Raw genomic sequence first — 22228 nt, forward strand, 5'->3', positions numbered from 1 at the left:
GAATGTTGTGTTAATTGATGAACCAACCAAAAAGGGGCGCGCTCTCGCACGCCCCTTTAGGTGTTCGGTATGGGACCTAGCCGGTCAGTACACCCGCTTCTTCGGCTCGATATATGCGATATCGTCGGTCAGCGTGTATTCGTGGACCGGGCGGTAGTCGATTTTCACTTCGCCCTTGCCGCTGCCCATCGCATTGCCGCCCCAGCCATCGAACCAGGCGACGGTGTGCTTCATCCATTCGCTGTCATTGCGTTCCGGGAAGTCCTCATGCGCGTGCGCGCCGCGGCTTTCCTTACGGTTTTCCGCGCTTTGCATCGTGACATTTGCCTGCGCGATGAGATTGTCGAGCTCCAGCGTTTCAATGAGATCGCTGTTCCAGATCATCGAGCGGTCATGCACCTTGATGTCCGCCATCTGCGCGTTGACACCCTTCAACAGTTCCACGCCTTCGCTCATCAGCTTGCCATCGCGGAACACGGCGGCATGGCGCTGCATCGTCTTCTGCATATCGGCACGAATTGCGGCGGTTGGCGTACCACCATCGGCATGACGGAAGTGGTCGAGCCGCGACAGGGCCAGATCGGCGCTGTCGGATTTCAGTTCGTCCTGGCTGACGTGAGGCTTCAGGATTTCCTTCAGCCGGTGCCCGGTCGCGCGGCCGAACACCACCAGATCGATCAGCGAATTCGACCCCAGACGGTTGGCGCCATGCACCGAAACGCATGCCGCTTCGCCCACGGCAAACAGGCCTGGAACGACCGTATCCGGTCCGTCCTTGCCCAGCGTGACGACTTCGCCGTGATAGTTACACGGGATACCGCCCATATTGTAATGCACCGTCGGGGTGACCGGCAGCGGCTGGCGGGTCAGGTCGACACCTGCGAAAATCTTTCCGCTTTCGGTAATACCCGGCAGACGCTGGCCCAGAACTTTTGCGTCGATATGATCGAGGTGCAGGTAGATATGGTCGCCTTCCGGCCCCACGCCGCGCCCTTCGCGCATTTCCAGCGCCATCGAGCGGCTGACGACATCGCGCGATGCGAGATCCTTGGCCGACGGGGCGTAGCGTTCCATGAACCGTTCGCCCTCGGAATTGGTGAGGTAGCCCCCTTCCCCCCGCGCGCCTTCGGTAATCAGCACGCCCGCGCCGTAAATGCCGGTCGGGTGGAACTGCACGAACTCCATGTCCTGCAGCGGCAGGCCTGCGCGCAGCACCATGCCGCCGCCATCACCAGTGCAGGTATGCGCGCTGGTCGCGGTGTAATAGCAGCGGCCATATCCGCCGGTTGCCAGCACCACGGCCTGCGCGCGGAAGCGGTGGATGGTGCCATCGTCGAGGCATTTTGCGATCACGCCCCGGCAGACCTTGCCGTCCGGACCGTCTTCCATGATCAAATCGAGTGCGAAATATTCGATGAAGAAATCCGCGTCGTATTTCAGGCTCTGCTGATACAGCGCGTGGAGCATCGCGTGGCCGGTACGGTCGGCGGCGGCGCAGGTGCGCTGTACTTCGGGTCCCTCGCCCATGTTCTGCATGTGCCCGCCGAACGGCCGCTGGTAGATCGTGCCGTCATCGTTGCGGCTGAATGGGACCCCGGCATGCTCCAGCTCGTACACGGCAGCGGGTGCTTCACGTGCAAGATATTCGATCGCATCCTGATCACCCAGCCAATCGGCACCCTTGACGGTGTCGTACATATGCCAGGACCAGTGATCGGGCGTGTTGTTGCCGAGGCTGGCGGCAATGCCCCCCTGTGCAGCAACGGTGTGACTGCGCGTCGGGAAAACCTTGGAGATGTTGGCCGTCTTGAAGCCCGCTTCCGCAGCGCCCATCGTGGCGCGCAGGCCCGATCCGCCAGCGCCTACAACCAGCACGTCATAGGTATGGTCGATGATGTCATAGGCGGCGGTTTTCTTGCCAGCCTTCTGGTTTGCTTCGGCGTTGGCAGAGGCAGTCTGTGGCGCAGGATTGGCCATCGAATTAATTTCCTACAAGAGCGAGACGGGCGATGCAGAACACCGAGAATGCCGCCCCGCCGATAGTGGCAAGGTTCAGAAGGACGAGCACGGAGAACTTGTTGCCGGGCGTATGCACGTAATCTTCGGTCAGCACCGTCAGGCCCAGCTTGGCGTGCCAGAACGTGCTCACAATCAGCAGCGCCATCGCAACGGCGGGCAGCGGCGCGCCCAGCCATTTCGTGACCGTTTCGTAGCCCATGTCGGGCAGCAGCACGATGGACACCACGAACCACAGCACCAGCAGCAGATTACCGATCGCGGTGAAGCGTTGCAGCAGCCAGTGATGCGCGCCGTCATGGCTCGAACCCAGACCGCGAACGCGGCCGATTGAAGTACCGTCACCCATGCGTCAGACCTTTCAGCGCAGCAGGATTACGGCCCAGAAGGCCGCAGTAAGGAGAATGGCAAGAATGGGCGATGCAATCGACCACATCTTGTTCGTGCGCAATTCGTAACCCGCACCGATATCCAGCACGAAATGCCGCAGCCCGCTCATCATATGGGTGAAGAACGCCCAGCTTAAACCGACCAGCACGATATAACCGATCGGAGACGTCGCCACCGCGATGAAGTCGGCATAGGCATCCGGCCCGCCTGCCAGCGCGCCCAGCCACCAGACCAGCATCGCCAGCCCGACAAGCGCCAGCCCGTCGCCCGTCACGCGGTGCAGAATGGAGACCAGCATGTGCGGCCCCCATTTCCATATCGAAAGATGCGGCGATAGCGGACGACCGGCCATGGAATGCTTTCTGAACGAACGGGTAGGATAAATGTCGGGAGCCCGTTCCTTAGCGAAACGCCGGGCAGAGGCAAGCGGAGTGGTGCGCGCGAGGCAACACTACGCAGGAACAGTGCATCGCGATGGGCAATGCAATCGATGACGTAATCGGATGACGCGCGTGATGCGGTAGCGTAGAATACCGGCATGACCAATATACTCCTGACCGGCAGTTCGCGCGGCATCGGCGCGGCGGCGCGCGCATCGCTGGAAACGCGCGGGGCCACGGTGATCGGGCAGGCCACCACTGCCACCGACACGGCCACGATTCCCGCCGACTTCACCGAACCGACCGCCCCGCAAATGCTGTGGGAAGAAGCGCTGGACCGCGCCGATGGACGGATCGACGTACTGGTCAACAATGCCGGGCTGTTCGCGGCCAACCCGCTGGATGGGAGCGACATCGCGTGGCTCGACGGGTGGGAGGATACGCTGCGCATCAACCTGACCGCTGCGGCGCAACTGGCGCGCTATGCAGTGCGGTACTGGCAAAAGACCGGCGCTTCCGGCCGGATCGTCCATGTCGCCAGCCGCGCCGGCCACCGCGGCGATTCGCCCGCACACTGGCATTACGCAGCGGCAAAAGGCGGGATGCTGGCGCTGCACAAGACCATCGCGCGTGCCTATGCTGCCGAGGATATCCTTAGCTACGCGATCTGCCCCGGCTTCACCGACACGGCGATGGCGGGGGATTATCTGGAAAGCCGCGGCGGAGACGGGCTGCTGGCCGACATACCGCTGGGCCGCGTGGCGCAACCCGAAGAAATTGCCACCATGATCGCATGGTGCGCGCTGGACGCCCCGCCCAGCATGACCGGCGCGACACTCGACGCGAACGGAGCCAGCTATGTCCGCTGACAACGCATGGAAAATGACCGCGTTCGCGTCCAAGGCGGCGGTCGAGACGGCTCTGCTGGCGCATGATACGATCGATGACTGGGACGCCGACATCGTGGTTTCCGGCAGCGAGGTGGCGAAGGACCGGCCCGACGACTGGCAGCTGGAAGCCTGGCTACCACGCAAGCCGAATGCCATGGATCGCAAGGTAGTAGCGGGCCTGTTCGGGGTAGAAGTTCCGGACTTCACGATCGAAAAGCTGCCGGATGAGGACTGGGTGACCACCAGCCAGCAAGGGGTCGAACCGATCCGCGCCGGCCCGTTCCACGTCCACACGCCGGAGCATCGGCCTCTGGACGAGCCGGGCGTGGTCAATTTTGCCATTCCCGCCAGCCAGGCGTTCGGCACCGGGCAGCACGAAACCACTGCCGGTTGCCTCGAAATGCTGGCGGCGATGCGCGGGTCTGGAGTGATGGCACGCGATGTTGCGGATATCGGCACCGGCACCGGCCTGCTCGGTTTTGCAGCCCTCGCTTTGTGGCCTGCGACGCGATTGACACTCAGCGATATCGACGAGGTTTGCGGGCCGGTGGTGGCTTACAACGCAATGGAGAACGGTGTGCCCAACGGTCACGGGCGCGGTGCGGCGATGATGGTGGTGGCGGCCGGGATGGACCACCCGCTGATCGAAGCGCGCGCGCCATACGATCTGCTGATCGCCAACATCCTGGCCGGGCCGCTGGTCGAACTGGCGCCGGATTTTGCCGAAAATGTGACAACGGGCGGGAACCTGTTGCTAGCGGGCCTGCTCGAAACGCAGGAAGCCGCAGTGCGCCGGTCCTATCGCCGTGCCGGTTTCCGGTTGGCCGGGCGGATCGTCAATGGCGACTGGTCGATCCTGTGGCTACGCAAACGGCGCGGGTTTTGACCTTAACCGAGCCGTGCGGATTGATTTTGTTCATCGACGCCTGCTAGCCTGCTGTGATGTCCGAAGAATTCCTCAGTTTTATCGGCGACCGGATGCTGACGGTGATGTATTTCGACCTCAGCCGGTATGTGATTGCGGCCGGGCTGATGACCGGCGCGCTGCTGCTGTTTCGCGGCTGGGCCACGCGCAAACGGATCCAGAAACGGCGCGCGGTCCGCAAGGATTACACCCGCGAAATCGCTTCCTCGCTGCGGACTGTGTTCGTGTTCGCACTGATGTCGCTGGCCGTGCTGGGCCTGCGGGAGACGGGTCTGATCGCGTTGAAGCTGGAGACTTTCACCGCTCTCACAATCATCTGGCAAACGGTTGTCATCGTGATCGCGCATGACGCGTATTTCTACTGGATGCACCGTGCGCTGCACCATCGCCGCCTGTTCAAGCCGACGCATTTGCACCACCACAAATCGCGCACCCCTACGCCATGGGCCGCCTACAGCTTCTCCAGCTGGGAAGCCGTGACAGAGGCCGCGTTCGTGCCGCTGTTCCTGCTCGTGACCAGCCAGCTCGGCATCGCCTATGCCGGCCTCGCGATTTTCCTGTTCCTTTGGCACATGATCTTCCGCAACGTGATCGGGCATCTCGGCGTGGAACTGTATCCCGCCGGCTGGACCGAGAACCGCTTCACGCAGTGGTGGAACACGACCACGCATCACGATCTGCATCACAGCAGCGGCAACCACAATTTCGGGCTGTATTTCACATGGTGGGATCGCTGGATGGGGACCGAACACCCACGCTACCACGAAGAATTCCGCCGTGTCACGCGGGCGAAACAGGCCGCACCCGACGCCGTTGCCGCCTGATCGTCAGCCGTTCGCCGCCGCGACCAGCGCCGCCCAGCCCGCCTCGTCCATCGTTTCGATGCCGAGGTCCTGAGCCTTTTTCAGCTTCGACCCCGCTCCCGGTCCCGCTACCAGCAAATCGGTTTTGGCGCTGACGCTGCCGGAAGCCTTGGCCCCCAACCGCTCTGCCTGCGCCTTGGCTTCGTCGCGGCTCATGGTTTCCAGCTTGCCGGTAAATACCACGGTCTTGCCCGCAACGGGACTGTCCAGCGTTTCAACTTCGAAGCGCGGCGGGTCGACTTCGCGCAGCAGGTCCTCCCAGACTTCGACATTGTGCGGTTCGTGGAAAAAATCGCCCAGCGCCTCGACCACGCTGGGACCGATGCCATCGATATCGGTCAGCTCGGTCGCCGCATTGTCGTCCCCGGCACGGGCGGCTTCTGCAGTCTTGCGCAAGTTCGGAAGCGTGTGGAAGTGTTTCAGCAAATCGCGCGCCGTCACCGCGCCGATGTGCCTAATGCCCAAGCCGAACAGCAGCCGTGCCGCATCGGGCTGACGGCGGTTTTCCACAGAAGCCAACAGGTTATCGACAGACTTTTCCTTCCATCCGTCGAGCGCAAGAATATCCTCCCGTTTCTTCCGCAAACGGAAGATATCCGCCGGGCTTTCCAACCATCCAAGCGCAAAGAACTGGTCAATGGTTTTCTCGCCCAACCCATCGATATCGAGCGCGCCGCGGCTGACGAAGTGCTTCAGCCGCTCGGTCCGTTGCGCCGGGCAGATCAGCCCGCCGGTGCAGCGCACATCGACCTCGCCTTCCTCCGCCACCGCCTCGCTGCCGCATTCGGGGCAATGATCCGGGAATGCATAGGGTTTGCGCTTCTCGTCGCGGGTCAGATTTTCAACCACCTGCGGAATGACATCTCCCGCACGCTGCACCAGAATGCGGTCGCCGGGCCGCACGCCGAGCCGCTCGATTTCGTCCCGATTATGCAGCGTGACATTGGTCACCGTCACTCCGCCGACCAGCACCGGGGCGAGCCGCCCGACCGGTGTCAGCTTGCCCGTCCGCCCGACCTGGATATCGATGCTTTCCAGCGTCGTCTGCGCCTGTTCGGCGGGGAACTTGCGCGCGATGGCCCAGCGCGGTGCCTTGGCCACAAAGCCCAGCCGCTGCTGGTAATCCAGCCGGTCAACCTTGTAGACCACCCCGTCGATTTCATAAGGTAGGTCAGGCCGCGCAGCGTTGATCGCCTCATACGCTGCCAGCATCTGGTCGAGCGTTTCGGCGCGTTTGAACTGTGGCGAAACCGGGAAGCCCCAATCCGCCAATTGCCGCACGACCGCTTCCTGCGTGTTACCCGGCAAATCGCTTACTTCGCCCCAGCCATGTGCCCAGAACCTCAGCGGGCGTTTGGCAGTAATGCGGGCATCCTTCTGCCGCAACGACCCGGCCGCCGCATTGCGCGGATTGGCGAACAGCTTGTCGCCCGCCGCCTCCTGCGCCGCATTCAGTTCGGCAAACGCGGCGCGCTCCATATACACCTCGCCGCGCACTTCGAAGACATCCGGCGCGCCTTCGATAGCTTGTGGAATATCGGCAATATGCGCCACATTCGCGGTGACGTTTTCGCCAACCCGCCCATCCCCGCGTGTCGCCGCCATGACCAGCGCACCGCCCTCATAGCGTAGCGAAAGCGATAGCCCGTCGATCTTGTCCTCTGCAGTGAACGCCAGCGGAGCATCCTCGCCCAGCGCCAGGAACCGCCGCACCCGCGCCACGAATTCCGCCACTTCCTCATCGGCGAACGCATTGTCGAGGCTCATCATGCGCTGTGCGTGCGGCACCTTGGACAATGGCGAAGCAGCAATTTCGTGGCCGACCTTGGCATTCGGACTGTCAGGCCGGACCAGCTGCGGAAACGCCGCCTCCAGCTCCGCATTGCGCCGCACCAGCGCGTCGTATTCCTGATCGGTAATCTCGGGCGAATCCTCGGCGTGATAGAGCCGGTCGTGCCGCGCAATCTGCTTCGCGAGCCGCATCAGTTCGTTCGCCGCATCGGCTTCGGAGAGATCGGTCAAAGGCTTCCACCGTTCTTAACCCCTTCCCCTGAAAAGAAAGGGGCATCTTCCCGCCCGTGCTTCCTTCCAGAGGAAGGGAACGGGGCGATGCTCTGGCTTGAGACAACCATCACACCCCCTCCAGCAACCTGTCCGCCTGCGCCCTTGCCTCGGGCGTAACTTCTGCGCCTGACAGCATTCGTGCGATTTCTTCCTGCCTTCCGCCGGCATTCAACAACGCGACGGAGGTTTTTGTCACCGTGCCCTTGCTCGATTTGGCGATCATGTAATGCGTGCCGCCACGCGCGGCGACTTGCGGGCTGTGGGTTACGGCGAGCAATTGGCCGCCATCGGCCAGCCGCGCCAAGCGGTCCCCGATGGCGCTCGCCACCGCGCCGCCGACCCCGCGGTCGATCTCGTCGAAGATCACCGTGGCCGCCCCGCCCTGTTCCGCCAGCGCGACTTTCAGCGCCAGGATGAAGCGCGACAGCTCGCCGCCGCTGGCAATCTTGCCGAGCGGTGCGAACGGCGCACCGGGGTTGGTCGAAATCAGGAATTCCACCCCGTCCATGCCCGATGCAGCCCATTTTTCTTCCGGTAATTCGGTGACGGCAGTCTGGAACCGCGCAGCATCCAGTTTCAGCGGCGCGAGTTCCTGCGCGACCGCCCTGTCCAGCTTTGCCGCAGCTTTGACCCGCGCATCGTGCAAGGCGGCGGCGTGTTTGCGGTAGGTTTCACCGGCCTCCTTCGCGGCAAGTTCCAGCGCGTCGAGCTGCGCTTCGCCGCCCTCGATCGCGTCCAGCTGTTCGCGCATTTGGCGCATGGTGGCGGGCAGCTCGTCCACTTCCACCCGGTGTTTGCGGGCGAGCGCGCGAAGCTCGAACAACCGGGTTTCGGCGGCATCCAGAGCTTGCGGGTCGTGTTGCAGCGCTTCGGCTGCGGCCTGCAATTTATCCTCCGCCTCGCCCGCCTCGATCACCGCCCGGTCGAGCGCGGCCAGTGCTTCCATCAGCGTAGTGTGCTCGCCTGCAATTCGGTCGAGCCTTCGCGCGGCCACGCGCAGGGCGGCGAGCGGACTGTCGGAGCCTTCCCAGATGTGGCGCAGTTCCTCCAGATCGCCGGATAACCGCTCGCCCTTCTGCATCGCGGCGCGCGTTTCGGCGAGGCGTGCTTCCTCGCCCGCCTGCGGTTCCAGCGTCGTCAGTTCGGCAAGGTGCGCGAGCAGCAAATCCTGATCGAGCGCGGCCTGTTCCACTTCGCCCCGGACAGCAGCGAGCCGATCTTCGGCCTCCCGCCACGCTCGCCACGCAGCGCCAACTTTCGCCACGTCGGCCCCGGCATACCGGTCGAGCAGAGCGCGATGGCCACGCGGGTTCACAAGGCCGCGATCATCATGCTGTCCATGCAGTTCGACCAGCGACGCCGCCAGCACGCGCAGCAAGGCCGCACCAACGGGCTGATCGTTGACGAACGCCTTGCTGCCGCCATCCGCCTTCAGCTGGCGGCGCACGATCAGCGGTTCGCCCGGCTCCAGCTCGATTTCGGCATCGTCCAGCGCCTCGGCCAAGGCAGGCGGCATGGCGGCGAATTCGAAGCTGGCTGTCGCGCTCGCCTTGTCGGCGCCCGCACGCACCAGCCCGCTATCGGCGCGGTTGCCCATCACGAGGCCCAGCGCATCCAGCAGGATTGACTTGCCCGCCCCGGTCTCGCCCGTCAGCACACCGAGCCCGCGCCCGAAATCCAGATCGAGCGCCTCGATAAGCACGATATTACGGATGGAAAGGCGGGTCAGCATGGTCTGCGACCCACCCTATACCAGCCAATGCGCGGCGTCACCGCCCAAGCGGCGCGCTATCTACAAGGAGTTTGTTAAGCCGGTGGCCGAGAGGCACCCGGGACATAAGGCGGATCAGGTTGCCTGCACGCCGGCTGCGTGGTCTTCGATCAGCTCGTAAGCCTTTTCGTACCACTCGCTACCGGGATAGTTCGCGCCCAGCACAGCGGAATATTTCACCGCTTCTTCCGGGATGCCCAGCGCCAGGCTGCTTTCCGTAAGGCGATATAGAGCTTCGGGCGCATGGCTGGTGGTCTGGTATTTCTCGACCACGTTTTGGAAACGAAGCTGCGCGGCGAGCCATTTGCCGCTGCGACCGTAGAACCGGCCGATTTCCATCTCCTTGCCCGCCAGATGGTCCTGCACCAGGTCTAGCTTGAGGCTGGCATCGCTCGCATATTGCGTCTGCGGATAGCGGCGGACCACTTCGCGCAAGGCCGTCTGCGCCTGTTCGGTGATTTTCTGGTCGCGATGGATGTCGCTGATCTGTTCGTAATAGGACAATGCGATCAGGTAATAGGCGTAAGGCGCGTCCTTGTTGCCGGGGTGGATCGACAGGAATCGGCGGCTGCTCTGCACCGATTTGTTGTAATCCGCAGCCACGTAATAGCTGAACGCGCTCATCAGCTGTGCGCGGCGGGCCCATGGGGAGTAAGGATGCTGACGCTCCACCTCGTCGAACAGGGCGGCGGCCACTGGCGCGTTGCCAGCATCCAGCCTGCGCTTCGCCTCGGCGTAAAGCGATTCCACGTCGCGCGCGACATAGGCCAGTTCTTTCTGCCCGCCCGCGCCGGAGGCGCAGCCCCCGGTGACGAGAGTGGCAAGTGCGGCAGTCGCGGCCAGAGCCGGCTTGAGGCGTTTTGTCTGCATGACATGCGCTATAACCCCGCCGCTGCTGAACGCCAAGTGAAAGGGTGGGAAAGTAAGGGGCAGCCAAAGGTAACGTATGCAGACGACGTGATCGCGATACGGTACAACGGAAATGGCCCTGTTCGTTGATCGTATCCCAAGTGCCTCCCGGTTGAGGTGGAGCGGATCGAAACGCCGGGCTTGGCATAATCGATCGGCGGAGTACCGAAGTTCGAGAAGTTGGTGGAACTGTTACCGGTCCAGAATACGCAAACTGCCAACGCGTGCGGGCTGTTCGCACGGGTGGGGCAGCAATCGTGGCTATAGACGCCTGGGTTTCACGCGCGCTTGAGCTGGAAAGGCGCCGACGGCTCGCCAATCTGGCGAATGGCTTCAGCGGCTCCCGGACGGGTCGGATTGGCGCTCAACAGGCCTACCCTTGGCGCCTTGCGGTCCGGTGACCGGAGAAAACGCTGCGCATGTTCCACGCGCGTACGCAGTCCGCGTGCGTTGATATTCTGTATCTCCAATCCCGGGTGCGCGTTGCATTCCAGCACCATCACCCCATCGGTATCGTCCAGCACCAGGTCCACCCCGACATAGCCAAGCCCCAGCGCCGCGCCGCAGCGCGACGCGGCAACTACCGTTTCGCGCCAGTGCGGCAATCCGAAGCCGAGCAGCTGCGCCCCGGTGTCGGGGTGGGTTTCGATAGCCAGCCCGTCCAGCACTGCCCGGAAAATGCGTCCGGTCCCGAAATCCACCGCCGCGCCGATCGCGCCCTGGTGCAAATTTGCTTTCCCGTCCGAACGCAAGGTCGGCAACCTCACCATCGCCATCAGCGGGACCGGTCCGAAACAGATGACACGGATATCCGGCAGGCCATAGGGGACGAGCCGCGCAACCGCACTATGCGCACGGATCAGCGGTTCGATGATGACTGCGTCCGAATGCGCCCCGTCGAGCGAGAACTCGCCGTCGAGTATGTGGGATGCGTGCGCCCGTAATCCGGCGATGGTAATCGCGCATCCGCTCGCGCGCAGCCAGCCATCGTCGCGGCGTTCGACCGCGAGCACGATGCCTTCGCCGCGGCGCCCGTGATTGGGCTTAACGGCCCAGGCATCCGGCAGTTCGTCCCAGGCAAGCCGGCCCAAGGCTTCACGGTCGTCCAGCAACGCGAGCGTATCGGGAACCGGCACGCCATGCGCGGCCAAGCGGCGCTTGGTTGCGAATTTGTCGTTCACGCCATGGATAGAATCGCGCGGATTATTCTGTGCGATCAGCCAGTTGCGCCGGTTCATTCCCAGCACGCTGTTCAGGCCGAGGATACTAATCGCGGGCCTCCCGCACCGGTGCGAAACGCACCGCTTCCAGCAGGCGCAGCCCCTTGTATTTTCCCAGCAGCAGCATCGCCACGCCGGACAGGGCAGGCACCAGCGGCGGCGCAGCCTCCACCACCACACCGAGCCAGTCCGTCGCGATGACCCAGGCGATCAGCAGCGCCACGCCCAGCGTCGCATAAGTTGCCTTCAACGCCTTGCGCAGCCCCTCGGCCTCCCAGGTGACCCACCAGCGCTCCACCACCAGCGCGGTGACGACCACCGGGAAGGCGGTTACGAACAGCCGATCGCCCAGCCAGCCCGATATGCTGCCCAACACGGTGACGACGATTGCGATAAGCACGCCTAGGAAGGCCACTCGCGATACGTCCAGCTTGCGCAGGACGGGCGCGATCATCATCCCGATCAGGATCGCACCCGTCGAGATGACCGGCCCGAGGATCGGCCCTGTTTGCAGATAGGACAGCGACAGCAGCATCGGAGTGAACAGGCCGAATGTCTGCACGCCCAGCGCCATGCGGAAGGACACCACGATCGTGGCGCCCAGTGGCAGCGCCATCAGCAGGTAGAACGGTTCGAACCCCCATTGCTTGCGCGGATCGCCCATCCCTTCGCGCAGGCTTCGGGTGAGGCTGGTCGATTGTCCGTCATCGATCACGAAATACGCAAGCAGCAGGAAAACGAACAGCAGCACGGTGGCCGCGATGTAGGGCAACCGGCGGCGCACCCGCGCCCGGCGGAGGTCGGTATCAGAACTCATGGGATGCGTTGACCGATATGCGGAAGCCGTCTTCGCCGCGTTCAGGATCGTTGGAACTGCGAATGTTGTACCTCAGCTCGCCGGAGAACAGCCAGTCGCCCGGACTGTATAACAGGGTCACTTCGGGTATCAGGATGGTGTCTTCGCGCGATGCGCCGTCCGGCACGATGCGGCCGGGAAAGTCGAGCTCGCGGTAGGTGAGCTGCGGGCGGATGCGCAGATCCCTCGCCAACGGTCGCTGATAGCTGGCCGACAGCAGCCAGCGGTTCATTTCGCGGCGCTCGGCGTCGGAATCGATCTCCTCCACGCGGCCCGCGACATACAGATAATGGTTTGCGGCGAAGCGGTAGCGGTACTGTGCGTCCAACCGTGGACCACTGCCTTCGGAGCCGGCCAGATCGTCATAGCTGCGTTCGCGCCAGCTGCCGCCTACCCGCACGCGGTGCGCTGCGCCAAATCTGCGCTCGATCTCGGCTCCGGCTTCCCATTGGTCGGCGCGAGGGAATTCGGCGGTGGAGACGTTCCAGCCGCGCTCCGCAAAGACGCTCACCGCGCCCATCGGATCGGTCGTGTACGTCACTTCGGCACCCAGCAGGTTGCGCCACAGATCCTCGCGGTCGTCATCGAAATATTCGATCCGCCGCACCCGGTGGCGCAGCGCCACTTCGACGGGGCCGTTGGTGGCGGTTACCTGCGGCGAAAGGCTGAACGAGATCGCGTCGTCATCCACCGTATCGTCATCGTCGCGCACCGCGTTTTCCGCCGCCGTCACCCGCACGCCCGCGTCGAGTTCGGCGTCGAGCGTCCAGCCGTCGTCCTGCGCAAACAGCGGCGCGCCCACCAGCATGGCCGCCAGCAAGACGGACGCTCTGCCTGAGCGTAGGCGCAGATTGGACATGCAGATTCTCGTTTCGTGACTGGTGCGACCAAGGGGGAGGACGCTCGACCCGGCCTTTGGGCAGGAAGGTCCTCGAACCTAGCCGATACAGCAGGCGGCGGCTTTTGGCCACCCTCCCCCCACTGCCCACACCACCAGCGAAACCGTTTTCCTACTCCGCCCCGGCCTGCCACACCGCGCACCCCCTTCCCAAAGCCGAGCGCCCGCTGATGACCCGCCGCACCGATCCCCGCACCACCCGCAGCATCGTCCCGCGCGGGGAGCTGCCCGATTTCACCCCCGTCCCGCGCAAGTGCCACCGCCACGATGGCTGGACGGTCGAGCGCCAGCACGCATTCATCGAGGCGCTGGCCGACACCGGCAGCGTCAACGCCGCGTGCAAGGCCGTGGATATGACCACCGTCGGCGCGTATTATCTGCGCCGCCAGCCCGGCGCGGAAAGCTTCCGCAAGGCGTGGCAGACCGCCATCGACCTCGGCGTGCAAAAAATCGAGGACGTCGCCATGGACCGCGCCCTCAACGGGGTGGAGGTGCCGGTGTACTCCTACGGCCAGCTGGTCGGCAAACGCACCGTGGTGAACGACCGATTGCTGATGTTCATGCTGAGGAACCGCGCGCCGGAGCGGTTCGCGGAAGGCAAGCCCAAAGCTCTCAACGCCATCGGCAAGATGGACCAGAAGCGCCTGAAGAAGAAGTGGCGCGCCGAATGGGAGGCACAGCAACGCGCCGCGCAGGAAAAGCTGGACAGCAAGGACGACGACGCCATCCTGGAGGACATTGCCGCGAAGTTGAAAGCCCAACACACCCACTGGCTCGCCGCCATGAGCCCCCGCACCCGCGCCGCCTGGGACGCGTTCAAGGCGTGCGAGGCCGAGGACGAGGCCGCCGGCTACCAATGGCAACACGACCCCGAACACCCATTTAACATCGAAGGCAACGCCGGGGAGAATGCTGGCGACGCCAACAGCGAGGAGGACGACGAAACGCTGAGCCTACCCCCACCCGGCTGGAGCAAGTGGCAACCCCCCGAACCGGAGGAGCACGACAGCGTCAGGCGGTTGAAGGATGATCGGTGGTAGCCTTAGAACTGGATGCGCTCGTATAATTTATAGAGCGCCGGCAACTCCATATGTGCCACACGAAACTGACTGCGCCGCTTAATTTTCGGAGATGCTGTTGAAGCCGCCTCAATTTTTACAGCTGGATCGTAGTAGACGCGACCAGAAGCAAACGCTTTCAGGAATAAGAGAAAGTCCGTTTGCTCACACAGTGAGATCAGCGGACCATAGCGATATTGGGGCGGCGGGGTTTGAAATAGGGAAGGTACATAGGCAGCCTGCGCGTGCTTGCGGTTCCAGTGCTTCATCAGGCCTTTGAACGTCCACGACGCTGCAACCTGCTCCTGCGCATCAACCAGCTCCAATCCACCATCCAAATCCGAGATCGTCCCTGAACTTTGGTCGTAGCCATTTAGCGACATCCTTAGACCTGTGAGGGGATGAGCGCCCCGTCGACAATCATATCGTCCGCCGAAATTCATCCGATCCGGCTTTCCCGATCGATCTGGATAGCCAAAGCGTCTAATAAATTCCTGCACGCCTTCTGTTCGATAGATCCCGCCATTGGGCTCAGGAGTCATAAGTGTGACTGGCGATTTAGGCGCAAATTTCTCGAAATCGCGCACGCTATACTGCTTAATCTCCCACCCCCTGAAGTCTGGCTCCGCGTAACTATTAGGGGCTACACCGAGTTCCGCCTCGAGCGTGTAGCCACCGCCGTTCCGGGCAGAATAAGGCTTCTTAAAACCATCTCCCCCGAGCTTTTGAGATGCAATCCAGTGCATTTCCCATATTCGCCGCAGTTCACTCAATAAGATTGCACGAGAACTTTGAGTGCTATCCAACCAAAGGGGCAGTTCGAGAAATATTCCGATCGTTGGCCAATCGCCACTAAGCACTTGTTCAGCAACAACGTCGCCTTTTCCAGCGGCGTAGCCTAAAATCTTTCCGCTTGGAGTTACGCCCAAGATCAGAACGCGCCCGGTTTCACGGACCCGCATGATTGGCGAAGGGGCTGCGTTGCAGCCTAGTAAAAAACCGGACATTCGCACTTCGGGATACTTCGGGTAGAGAATCAATCCGGCATTTGGTGCGAGATGCTTCCCGTCATGGTCAATCCAATAAAATTCAATTTCTGCCTTCGCTCTATCGCGGACTGAACCGGCTAGGTCGGTTTCATCGGTGTAAATGTCGCCGTGAGGTAAGACATTCAGCGCCGAAAAGTCGCCACCTAGGTAAACTTGATTCTTGGAATTGTCATTCGGAGCAAGCTCTTTGGCATAGATGCGAGCCGCACCATTCTCGCGCATTTTCGCGAGCACATCTTCGAGTGAAGCAAACAACTATAGCCCCTTGATCTCAAGCACCTTCTCTTCTGATCTTATCCAGTGGGCAAGCTCCTGTATAGCCTGATCAAAATTCCTTTTCGTACGACCCCTGAGTGCGCATTCCCACACTGTTGCAACACGCCAATCAATTCCTCGGAGCACCAATTGCGCTCGATCGTCATTTGCCACGTTCCGATCCAGCTTCTGCTGCCAAAACTCCGGCCTTGTCGCAGGCCATTTGAACAAATGGCAGTCGTGTCGGTGCCAAAAGCAACCATGTACGAAGATGACTGCCCGATACCGAGGCAAGACCAAATCCGGTTTACCCGGCAACTCCCTCACGTGAATACGATAGCGAAATCCGAGTGAGTGCAATGCTTTACGAACAAGAATCTCTGGCTTGGTATCCGCGCCTCTGATCGCAGCCATGTTGCGGCTTCGAGTTGCTGAGTTATGTACGTCAGTCAATTTCTATGCCGCTTCTCGCTCTAGATCCCCCTTGGCAGTTGTCAGCGATTCAATATGCGGCTGCATCACTCGTGCAACGGCTTCAAACACCGGGACCGCCACCGAATTGCCGAATTGTTTGTAGGCTTGAGTATCTGACACGGGAATCCGGAATTCATCGCCATATCCCATCAATCGTGCGCACTCGCGAGGCGTCAAACGACGGGGATTTCTGCCACCTCCCTGTTCAACAAGAATTTCAGAACCATCCTTATAGTAACGAGCGGACAGCGTTCTTGCAACGTCGCTTGGAGTGACTAATCCAAATCCAAATCCATTTCCCGCAGCTTTGTGTTTTGCTGCGTAATCTTGCAAGTACTGCCATAGCCTATCGGTTAAGGTATATTTCGTATTGACATTCGCTTCCGGTCCAATCGTGTAATGACTCTCTGGCTTCTCAGAACAATCCTCTGGATGAAGTATACTGTTCAATCGCAGTCTACCCTTTTCTGGAAGATCTAACTTCTCCCAGCTAAAAGGCACATCTTCTTTGAACCCTATAATCACGATCCTTTGCCGATGCTGAGGTACGAAATGTTGCGCATCGATAACTTTGTGCCAAACTTTGTATTTGAGCTCTTCTCGTAAAACCTTCAAAATAATCTCGAAAGTACGACCCTTATCATGCCCCACAAGATTTTTGACATTTTCCAGTAAAAATGCTGCAGGTTGTTTAGCCTTGATAATGCGAGCTACATCGAAAAATAGCGTTCCCTGTGTTTCGTCTAAAAAACCATGCTTACGGCCTAAAGATTTTTTCTTCGAAACACCGGCAATCGAGAATGGCTGACAGGGAAACCCCGCTAGGAGAACATCGTGGTCTGGCACGTCCTCAGCGTTGATTGTCGTGATATCACCGTAGGGAAGATGATTGTCTGGGAAATTCGCCGCATAAGTTTGCTGCGCAAATTTATTCCACTCAGACGTGAAGACACAGTGACCGCCGATGGCGTCGAATCCTTTCCGGATGCCGCCAATACCTGCGAACAAATCAATGAAATTAAATCGCGTCTTTTTGGACTCTGGCGCAAAACCAGCCATCGAATGCAGCAGTGCGATTGCCGCGTCTCTTGGCTTGGTGTCACCAGCCTCCCAACGCTGCACTTGCCTGACACTATATCCAGTCAGAAGAGCCAAGTCCTCTATAGAAAGCTGAGCACGTACTCGGAGAGTAGCTAGTTCGTTGAGCATATCACCTCTGGGACGAATTATGACAGGGCGTCACTGATCTACCCAGATAGCCTCAAAAAACGGCCGATGAAAGCATTTTGTTCGTTTTATGTTCCAAAATGGATGTATCTCTCCACAGTTTATCCGCTACTCCTCCCCCATCCGCAGCGCCGCGATGAACGCCTCCTGCGGGATGCTCACATTCCCATACTCGCGCATCTTGGCCTTGCCCTTTTTCTGCTTTTCCAGCAGCTTTTTCTTGCGGCTGATGTCTCCGCCGTAGCATTTGGCGGTCACGTCCTTGCGCATGGCGGCGATGGTTTCGCGGGCGATGACCTTGCCTCCGATTGCGGCCTGTACCGGGATCTTGAACAGATGGCGCGGGATGAGGTCTTTCAGGCGTTCGCACATGCCGCGGCCGCGGGCCTCGGCCACTTCGCGGTGGACGATCATGCTGAGCGCGTCCACCGGGTCGCCGTTCACAAGGATGCTCATCTTGACGAGGTCGCCGGGGCGCAGGCCGATCTGTTCGTAATCGAAGCTGGCATAGCCGCGGCTGATGGATTTCAGCCGGTCGTAAAAGTCGAACACCACCTCGTTAAGGGGTAGCTCGTAAGTCACCTGCGCGCGGCCGCCCACGTAAGTCAGGTCGAGCTGGACGCCGCGCCGGTCCTGGCATAGTTTCAGGATGGAGCCGAGATATTCGTCGGGCGTGTAGATGGTCGCCTTGATCCACGGTTCGTCGATCTGTTCGATGCGGCTGGGATCGGGGTAATCGGCGGGGTTGTGGAGCATGATCTCCTCCGCCGGGTCGGTCCGCGATTTGTTGAGCTGGATCCGGTAGACCACCGATGGCGCGGTGGTGATGAGGTCCATGTCGTATTCGCGGGTCAGCCGTTCCTGGATGATCTCCAGATGGAGGAGGCCGAGGAACCCGCAGCGGAAGCCGAAGCCCAGCGCCGCGCTGCTTTCGGTTTCGAAGCTGAAGCTGGCGTCGTTGAGGCGCAGTTTCCCGATGCTGTCGCGCAGCTTGTCGAAATCCGCCGCGTCCACCGGGAACATGCCGCAGAACACCACCGGCTGCACTTCCTTGAAACCGGGCAGCGCCTCTGCCGCGCCGTTTTTCACCGTGGTGATGGTGTCGCCGACCTTGGCCTGGGCCACTTCCTTGATCTGCGCGGTGATGAAGCCGATTTCGCCCGCGGCCAGCTCGGCCACCTGGGTGATCTTGGGGCTCATATAGCCGACGCGGTCCACCAGATGTTCGGTGCCGCCGGCCATGAACTTGACGTTGAGGCCTTTCTTCAGCGTGCCGGCAATCACCCGGACGAGGATGACCACGCCCAGATAGGGATCGTACCAGCTGTCGACGAGCATGGCCTTGAGCGGGGCGTCGCGGTCGCCCTTGGGCGGGGGGATCTTGGCGACGACGGCTTCCAGGATATCCTCGATCCCGATGCCGGATTTGGCGGATGCGAGCACGGCTTCCGACGCGTCGATCCCGATGATGTCCTCGATTTCGGTGCGGACCATTTCGGGTTCGGCGGCGGGCAGGTCGATCTTGTTGATGACCGGCACGATCTCGTGGTCGTGTTCGATGGACTGGTAGACATTGGCGAGCGTCTGCGCCTCCACCCCCTGCGCCGCGTCGACCACCAGCAGCGCGCCCTCGCACGCGGCGAGGGAGCGGCTGACCTCGTAGGCGAAGTCGACATGGCCGGGCGTGTCCATCAGGTTGAGCTGGTAGGTCTCGCCATCCTTGGCGGTGTAGGAAAGGCGCACGGTCTGGGCCTTGATGGTGATGCCGCGCTCCTTCTCGATGTCCATGTTATCAAGCACTTGCTCGGACATCTCGCGCGCGGTCAGACCGCCGGTGAACTGGATCAGCCGGTCGGCCAGGGTGCTTTTGCCGTGATCGATGTGGGCGATAATCGAAAAATTGCGAATATGGGAAAGTTCAGTCATCACCCCCGCAGATAGCGCGGCCTTCCCGGACTGTCAGCCACTTTGCATGGGTATCGTCATACGGGGCGACAAAAGGCCTTCCGATCATGCCGATCGGCGCATTACCGGTTTCGCATTGGTCTCCCCGATATCGAGCGCGACGATGGTTCCGTTGTTCGCCAGTTCCAGCGGATGATCGAACTCCACCCCCATCTTTTCGTTCTTGCTCCACCGGGCTATGCAAGTAATAACGTCCGCGCTCGACAGTGCTATCGTGAAGCGAGTACCTTCCGGTACGTTCCACAAACCTTCGATCCTTGCACCGGTCACCGAGATGTTACGAATGGTGCCTTGGTAAGACGTACCTTCGTGCTCCACCGATACCTTTCGGAGAGTAGTGTATCGCGGGGCGCGGTGCGATTTGGGACCCACCGCGTGCGCATCCAGCCCTTCACCTATGCGGGTGAGGGTTGCCTGCGCAGAAAGCGGCCTTGCATAGATGTAGCCCTGCACATGGCTGCAACCCAAAGAGTTGACGAGTTCCAACTCATCCAGTGTTTCCACGCCTTCGGCAGTCGTATCCATATCCAGCGCTTCGGCCAGACTTGTAATCGCCGCTATAATCGCGCCATTGCGATTGCCAGGTTCGGTCGCACCGCTGATGAAACTCTTGTCGATCTTGATCTTGTCGAAGGGGGCGGTCTTCAAATATCCGAGTGAAGAATAGCCGGTACCGAAATCATCCAGGGCGAGTCGCACCCCGATCCGCTTAAGCGAGGCGAACATCGCGTCGGTATTGTCGCTATCGTTCAGGAACACGCTTTCGGTAATTTCCAGCTCAAGCCTGCCGGGTGCGATACCGGCTTGCGCGATGGCGTTGGTCACCACTGTCGGCAGGTTGGGATTTGCAAATTGCAGCGGCGAAACATTGACTGCGCAGCGCAAGTTGTCAGGCCATCTTGCAAGATCGTGACAGGCCGTGCGGATGGCCCATTCCCCCAAGGCCGTGATAAGCCCGGTATCTTCGGCAACCGGTATGAATTTTTCGGGTGACAACCAGCCTTGTGTCGCGTGCTTCCAGCGAACCAAAGCTTCGAAACCAGATATCTGTTCGGTCTTCGTATTCACCTGAGGCTGATAATACAGCTCTAGATCGCCCGCCGCGATGGCATCGCGCAGGTCGTTTTCCAGCTTGGTACGCTCTTCCGCAGCTGAATGCAGATCGTCGGCGTAAAAGTGATGTCTACCACGCCCACCATCCTTTGCGGCATAAAGCGCAAGGTCGGCATTGCGGATCAATGCTTCATCGGAGACGCCGTTATCAGGCGATACCGCAATGCCGACAGAAGCGCCAATGACTACCCGCTGACCATCGATGGAATAAGGTTGCGACAGGGAATGGATAACGTCCTTGCTCAACTGGGCCAATTGGGTTCGGTCGGCGCGGCCAGCAAGAATGACCTGGAATTCGTCACCGCCGATGCGGCCGACGCGTCCGGCCTTTCCGACCGTGCGGTTCAATCGCTGCGCCACCTGCTTGAGCAGCGCGTCGCCTGCGGGATGGCCAAGCGTATCATTGACGTGTTTGAACCGGTCCAGATCGAGCAGCATCACGCTACATTCGCGGTGCATTTCCTGCGGTGCCGACAGGATCTTCTCCATCGTCTGCGACATCTGGAAGCGGTTAGCGAGACCCGTCAGGGAGTCGAAATGGGCCAACCGGCTTTCATTCTGCTGGCTGCGTCGTTTTTCGGTCAGGTCCGTACCCGAGCCGCGGAAACCAACGAAATTGCCGAAATTGTCATAAATCGGCCGTCCACTCACCGACCACCAGCGCTCTTCCGCGCTGGAGGCTGCGCGTACGGCCAGCTCCTTGAATGCGCTGCGGGCGGAAAGCTGGAATGTCAGCGTACGCTCACTCTCACGGTTGATGTCACCCAGATCAAATAGCTCGCCGAAAGGGCGGCCGATCAGCGCGCTTTTCTCTTGCCCAATTGTCTGCGCAACGCCGGTCGTAAGATACGTAATTCGACCACGACGGTCAGACTCCCAGAACCAGCCCTGCCCGGTTTCCTCGTAATCCCTGAGAATATCCTCGGCGCGATTACGAATGCGTTCCCGCGCCTCCTCCTCTTTAAGGATAACTATGCCCTTGCGGCGCTGGTATCGCGTAATGACTAGCAGGACGAGCGAGCCTGCCGCCAGTGCAGTAAAGGCCTCGCCCGTGCCGTCCACCACAACCAAGCCGCTCCAAGCGGCAACGGAAAGACAAAATGACGATACGAGACGGTCTTTCAGCAGCGTAGTACCGGCAATGTTCAACGCAACGATCGACCCGACCGCCCAATACCAGTTTACGTTGCCAGCAAGTGCCCAGAGCGCCATCGTCAGCCCGAACAGGAACATCGGCATCGGTACGGAAAGGACCATTAGGAATATGCGCAGCAGAAAAGGCGCACCTTCGCGCCGCTCCAATTTCTGGGAATACCGACCCAGTCCCGCCAGTGCGACCGCACCAGCACCAGATATCAAGACTGTCGATGACGGCATCGTCAAGGCCACAAGCCCAGCAAGGACTACGGCTACGAGCATGAACAAGCCCATCAAGCCCCAGCCCTGCGGCATGAAATACTGTTTTTCGTCGGACGCGGCGTCGGTTCTGGCCGCATTGCCGCCAGCGGTCGCGTGAACACGCTTCACCAGATTGCGTTTTTCGTGATCCGGTGCCGCTCCCCGACGTTCGTCTGTTTCCAATGGCGGACCGGAATGGTCATCCGCCAGATTATCGGACGTGATGTTGGTGAAACCCGACGTCGATGTAGCCGGTGGCGCCGCCTCTTGATCCGGCTGCCCAAGCGCGTCTGATCCGTAAGCACCGCTATCCGGCTTGGCTATTCCATTAGCCGCAGACGGATTTTCTCCGTCTGCCCGATTGATCGCCGTTCGCATCACGGCTCTATGGCGGAATGCCCCTTTTGGAAAGGTTAAGAAAACCGCTGGTTTTGCCTTATGGGCCAATCAATTTTCTCGCAGGCTTGCCTCGCGGCACTGGCAGGGCCATGCTGGTTAATGCCGGAG

18 protein-coding genes are annotated in these 22228 nt (G+C 60.8%); 4 read left to right on the forward strand and 14 right to left on the reverse strand.

The features are described 5' to 3' along the window. Positions 1–84: 84 nt before the first annotated feature. The 3 genes from sdhA to sdhC are packed head-to-tail and all read right to left on the reverse strand — an operon-like array spanning position 85 to position 2758. On the reverse strand, positions 85–1977 hold the full coding sequence (sdhA, locus tag HME9302_RS06545; protein WP_115366354.1) for a succinate dehydrogenase flavoprotein subunit: 1893 nt from the start codon (positions 1975–1977) through the stop codon (positions 85–87). Positions 1978–1981: 4 nt separating this feature from the next. Beyond that, on the reverse strand, positions 1982–2365 hold the full coding sequence (sdhD, locus tag HME9302_RS06550) for a succinate dehydrogenase, hydrophobic membrane anchor protein (protein WP_115366355.1): 384 nt from the start codon (positions 2363–2365) through the stop codon (positions 1982–1984). A 12-nt stretch (positions 2366–2377) separates the two neighbouring features. Then, positions 2378–2758, reverse strand: coding sequence for a succinate dehydrogenase, cytochrome b556 subunit (gene sdhC, locus HME9302_RS06555; protein ID WP_115366356.1), 381 nt, complete (start codon positions 2756–2758; stop codon positions 2378–2380). 186 nt (positions 2759–2944) lie between these two features. Between sdhC and HME9302_RS06560 the strand changes: the two genes are divergently transcribed. From HME9302_RS06560 to HME9302_RS06570, 3 genes are read left to right on the forward strand one after another with little or no spacing between them, the layout of a single operon-like run. Beyond that, entirely contained in the window at positions 2945–3655 is a 711-nt protein-coding gene (locus HME9302_RS06560) for an SDR family NAD(P)-dependent oxidoreductase (protein WP_115366357.1), read from the forward strand. After that, positions 3645–4562 (forward strand): 50S ribosomal protein L11 methyltransferase, encoded by a 918-nt coding sequence (locus tag HME9302_RS06565; protein WP_115366358.1) that lies wholly within the window; start codon positions 3645–3647, stop codon positions 4560–4562. The genes HME9302_RS06560 and HME9302_RS06565 overlap by 11 nt, the downstream gene beginning before the upstream one ends. 56 nt (positions 4563–4618) lie before the next feature. Then, positions 4619–5425, forward strand: coding sequence for a sterol desaturase family protein (locus HME9302_RS06570; protein ID WP_115366359.1), 807 nt, complete (start codon positions 4619–4621; stop codon positions 5423–5425). A 3-nt stretch (positions 5426–5428) separates the two neighbouring features. Here HME9302_RS06570 and ligA read toward each other — a convergent pair whose 3' ends face one another. The 6 genes from ligA to HME9302_RS06600 form a co-directional block, all read right to left on the reverse strand. Further along, positions 5429–7447 (reverse strand): NAD-dependent DNA ligase LigA, encoded by a 2019-nt coding sequence (gene ligA / locus HME9302_RS06575; RefSeq protein ID WP_115367538.1) that lies wholly within the window; start codon positions 7445–7447, stop codon positions 5429–5431. A gap of 148 nt (positions 7448–7595) precedes the next feature. Then, positions 7596–9260 carry a DNA repair protein RecN gene (gene recN, locus HME9302_RS06580; protein WP_115366360.1) on the reverse strand — a complete coding sequence of 555 codons (1665 nt, stop codon included), beginning with the start codon at positions 9258–9260 and terminating at the stop codon, positions 7596–7598. Positions 9261–9374: 114 nt separating this feature from the next. Further along, complete coding sequence (locus HME9302_RS06585; protein WP_115367539.1) at positions 9375–10169, reverse strand: outer membrane protein assembly factor BamD; 795 nt, start codon at positions 10167–10169, stop codon at positions 9375–9377. Positions 10170–10486: 317 nt separating this feature from the next. Next, on the reverse strand, positions 10487–11446 hold the full coding sequence (locus tag HME9302_RS06590; RefSeq protein WP_115366361.1) for a sugar-transfer associated ATP-grasp domain-containing protein: 960 nt from the start codon (positions 11444–11446) through the stop codon (positions 10487–10489). A gap of 28 nt (positions 11447–11474) precedes the next feature. Continuing rightward, positions 11475–12245 (reverse strand): 7TM domain-containing protein, encoded by a 771-nt coding sequence (locus tag HME9302_RS06595; RefSeq protein ID WP_115366362.1) that lies wholly within the window; start codon positions 12243–12245, stop codon positions 11475–11477. Next, on the reverse strand, positions 12235–13143 hold the full coding sequence (locus HME9302_RS06600; RefSeq protein WP_147270780.1) for a hypothetical protein: 909 nt from the start codon (positions 13141–13143) through the stop codon (positions 12235–12237). The genes HME9302_RS06595 and HME9302_RS06600 overlap by 11 nt, the downstream gene beginning before the upstream one ends. Positions 13144–13352: 209 nt before the next feature. Between HME9302_RS06600 and HME9302_RS06605 the strand changes: the two genes are divergently transcribed. Further along, entirely contained in the window at positions 13353–14222 is an 870-nt protein-coding gene (locus HME9302_RS06605; protein ID WP_115366364.1) for a hypothetical protein, read from the forward strand. Positions 14223–14224: 2 nt separating this feature from the next. On the opposite strand, the gene HME9302_RS06610 is transcribed toward HME9302_RS06605, so the two are convergent. The 5 genes from HME9302_RS06610 to HME9302_RS06630 all read right to left on the reverse strand — a co-directional run bounded on the left by HME9302_RS06610 (position 14225) and on the right by HME9302_RS06630 (position 22099). Next, positions 14225–15544, reverse strand: coding sequence for an MvaI/BcnI family restriction endonuclease (locus HME9302_RS06610; RefSeq protein WP_115366365.1), 1320 nt, complete (start codon positions 15542–15544; stop codon positions 14225–14227). Further along, positions 15545–15997, reverse strand: a complete 453-nt coding sequence (locus HME9302_RS06615; protein ID WP_115366366.1) for a very short patch repair endonuclease — start codon at positions 15995–15997, stop codon at positions 15545–15547. It abuts the gene before it with no gap. 3 nt (positions 15998–16000) lie between these two features. Beyond that, positions 16001–17227 (reverse strand): DNA (cytosine-5-)-methyltransferase, encoded by a 1227-nt coding sequence (dcm, locus tag HME9302_RS06620; RefSeq protein WP_115366367.1) that lies wholly within the window; start codon positions 17225–17227, stop codon positions 16001–16003. A gap of 126 nt (positions 17228–17353) precedes the next feature. Beyond that, entirely contained in the window at positions 17354–19171 is a 1818-nt protein-coding gene (gene lepA / locus HME9302_RS06625) for a translation elongation factor 4 (protein WP_115366368.1), read from the reverse strand. Between the two features lie 84 nt (positions 19172–19255). Further along, positions 19256–22099 (reverse strand): EAL domain-containing protein, encoded by a 2844-nt coding sequence (locus HME9302_RS06630; RefSeq protein ID WP_230079901.1) that lies wholly within the window; start codon positions 22097–22099, stop codon positions 19256–19258. Positions 22100–22228: the final 129 nt, after the last annotated feature.

This window comes from Alteripontixanthobacter maritimus, assembly GCF_003340475.1.
Lineage (GTDB): Bacteria > Pseudomonadota > Alphaproteobacteria > Sphingomonadales > Sphingomonadaceae > Alteripontixanthobacter > Alteripontixanthobacter maritimus.

Excerpts from the sequence above, each read along its gene's own strand:
- sdhA (WP_115366354.1), bottom strand. The coding sequence starts at position 1,977 with ATGGCCAATCCTGCGCCACAGACTGCCTCTGCCAACGCCGAAGCAAAC.
- sdhD (WP_115366355.1), bottom strand. The coding sequence starts at position 2,365 with ATGGGTGACGGTACTTCAATCGGCCGCGTTCGCGGTCTGGGTTCGAGC.
- sdhC (WP_115366356.1), bottom strand. The coding sequence starts at position 2,758 with ATGGCCGGTCGTCCGCTATCGCCGCATCTTTCGATATGGAAATGGGGG.
- HME9302_RS06560 (WP_115366357.1), top strand. The coding sequence starts at position 2,945 with ATGACCAATATACTCCTGACCGGCAGTTCGCGCGGCATCGGCGCGGCG.
- HME9302_RS06565 (WP_115366358.1), top strand. The coding sequence starts at position 3,645 with ATGTCCGCTGACAACGCATGGAAAATGACCGCGTTCGCGTCCAAGGCG.
- HME9302_RS06570 (WP_115366359.1), top strand. The coding sequence starts at position 4,619 with ATGTCCGAAGAATTCCTCAGTTTTATCGGCGACCGGATGCTGACGGTG.
- ligA (WP_115367538.1), bottom strand. The coding sequence starts at position 7,447 with ATGCGGCTCGCGAAGCAGATTGCGCGGCACGACCGGCTCTATCACGCC.
- recN (WP_115366360.1), bottom strand. The coding sequence starts at position 9,260 with ATGCTGACCCGCCTTTCCATCCGTAATATCGTGCTTATCGAGGCGCTC.
- HME9302_RS06585 (WP_115367539.1), bottom strand. The coding sequence starts at position 10,169 with ATGCAGACAAAACGCCTCAAGCCGGCTCTGGCCGCGACTGCCGCACTT.
- HME9302_RS06590 (WP_115366361.1), bottom strand. The coding sequence starts at position 11,446 with ATGAACCGGCGCAACTGGCTGATCGCACAGAATAATCCGCGCGATTCT.
- HME9302_RS06595 (WP_115366362.1), bottom strand. The coding sequence starts at position 12,245 with ATGAGTTCTGATACCGACCTCCGCCGGGCGCGGGTGCGCCGCCGGTTG.
- HME9302_RS06600 (WP_147270780.1), bottom strand. The coding sequence starts at position 13,143 with ATGTCCAATCTGCGCCTACGCTCAGGCAGAGCGTCCGTCTTGCTGGCG.
- HME9302_RS06605 (WP_115366364.1), top strand. The coding sequence starts at position 13,353 with ATGACCCGCCGCACCGATCCCCGCACCACCCGCAGCATCGTCCCGCGC.
- dcm (WP_115366367.1), bottom strand. The coding sequence starts at position 17,227 with ATGCTCAACGAACTAGCTACTCTCCGAGTACGTGCTCAGCTTTCTATA.
- lepA (WP_115366368.1), bottom strand. The coding sequence starts at position 19,171 with ATGACTGAACTTTCCCATATTCGCAATTTTTCGATTATCGCCCACATC.
- HME9302_RS06630 (WP_230079901.1), bottom strand. The coding sequence starts at position 22,099 with ATGCGAACGGCGATCAATCGGGCAGACGGAGAAAATCCGTCTGCGGCT.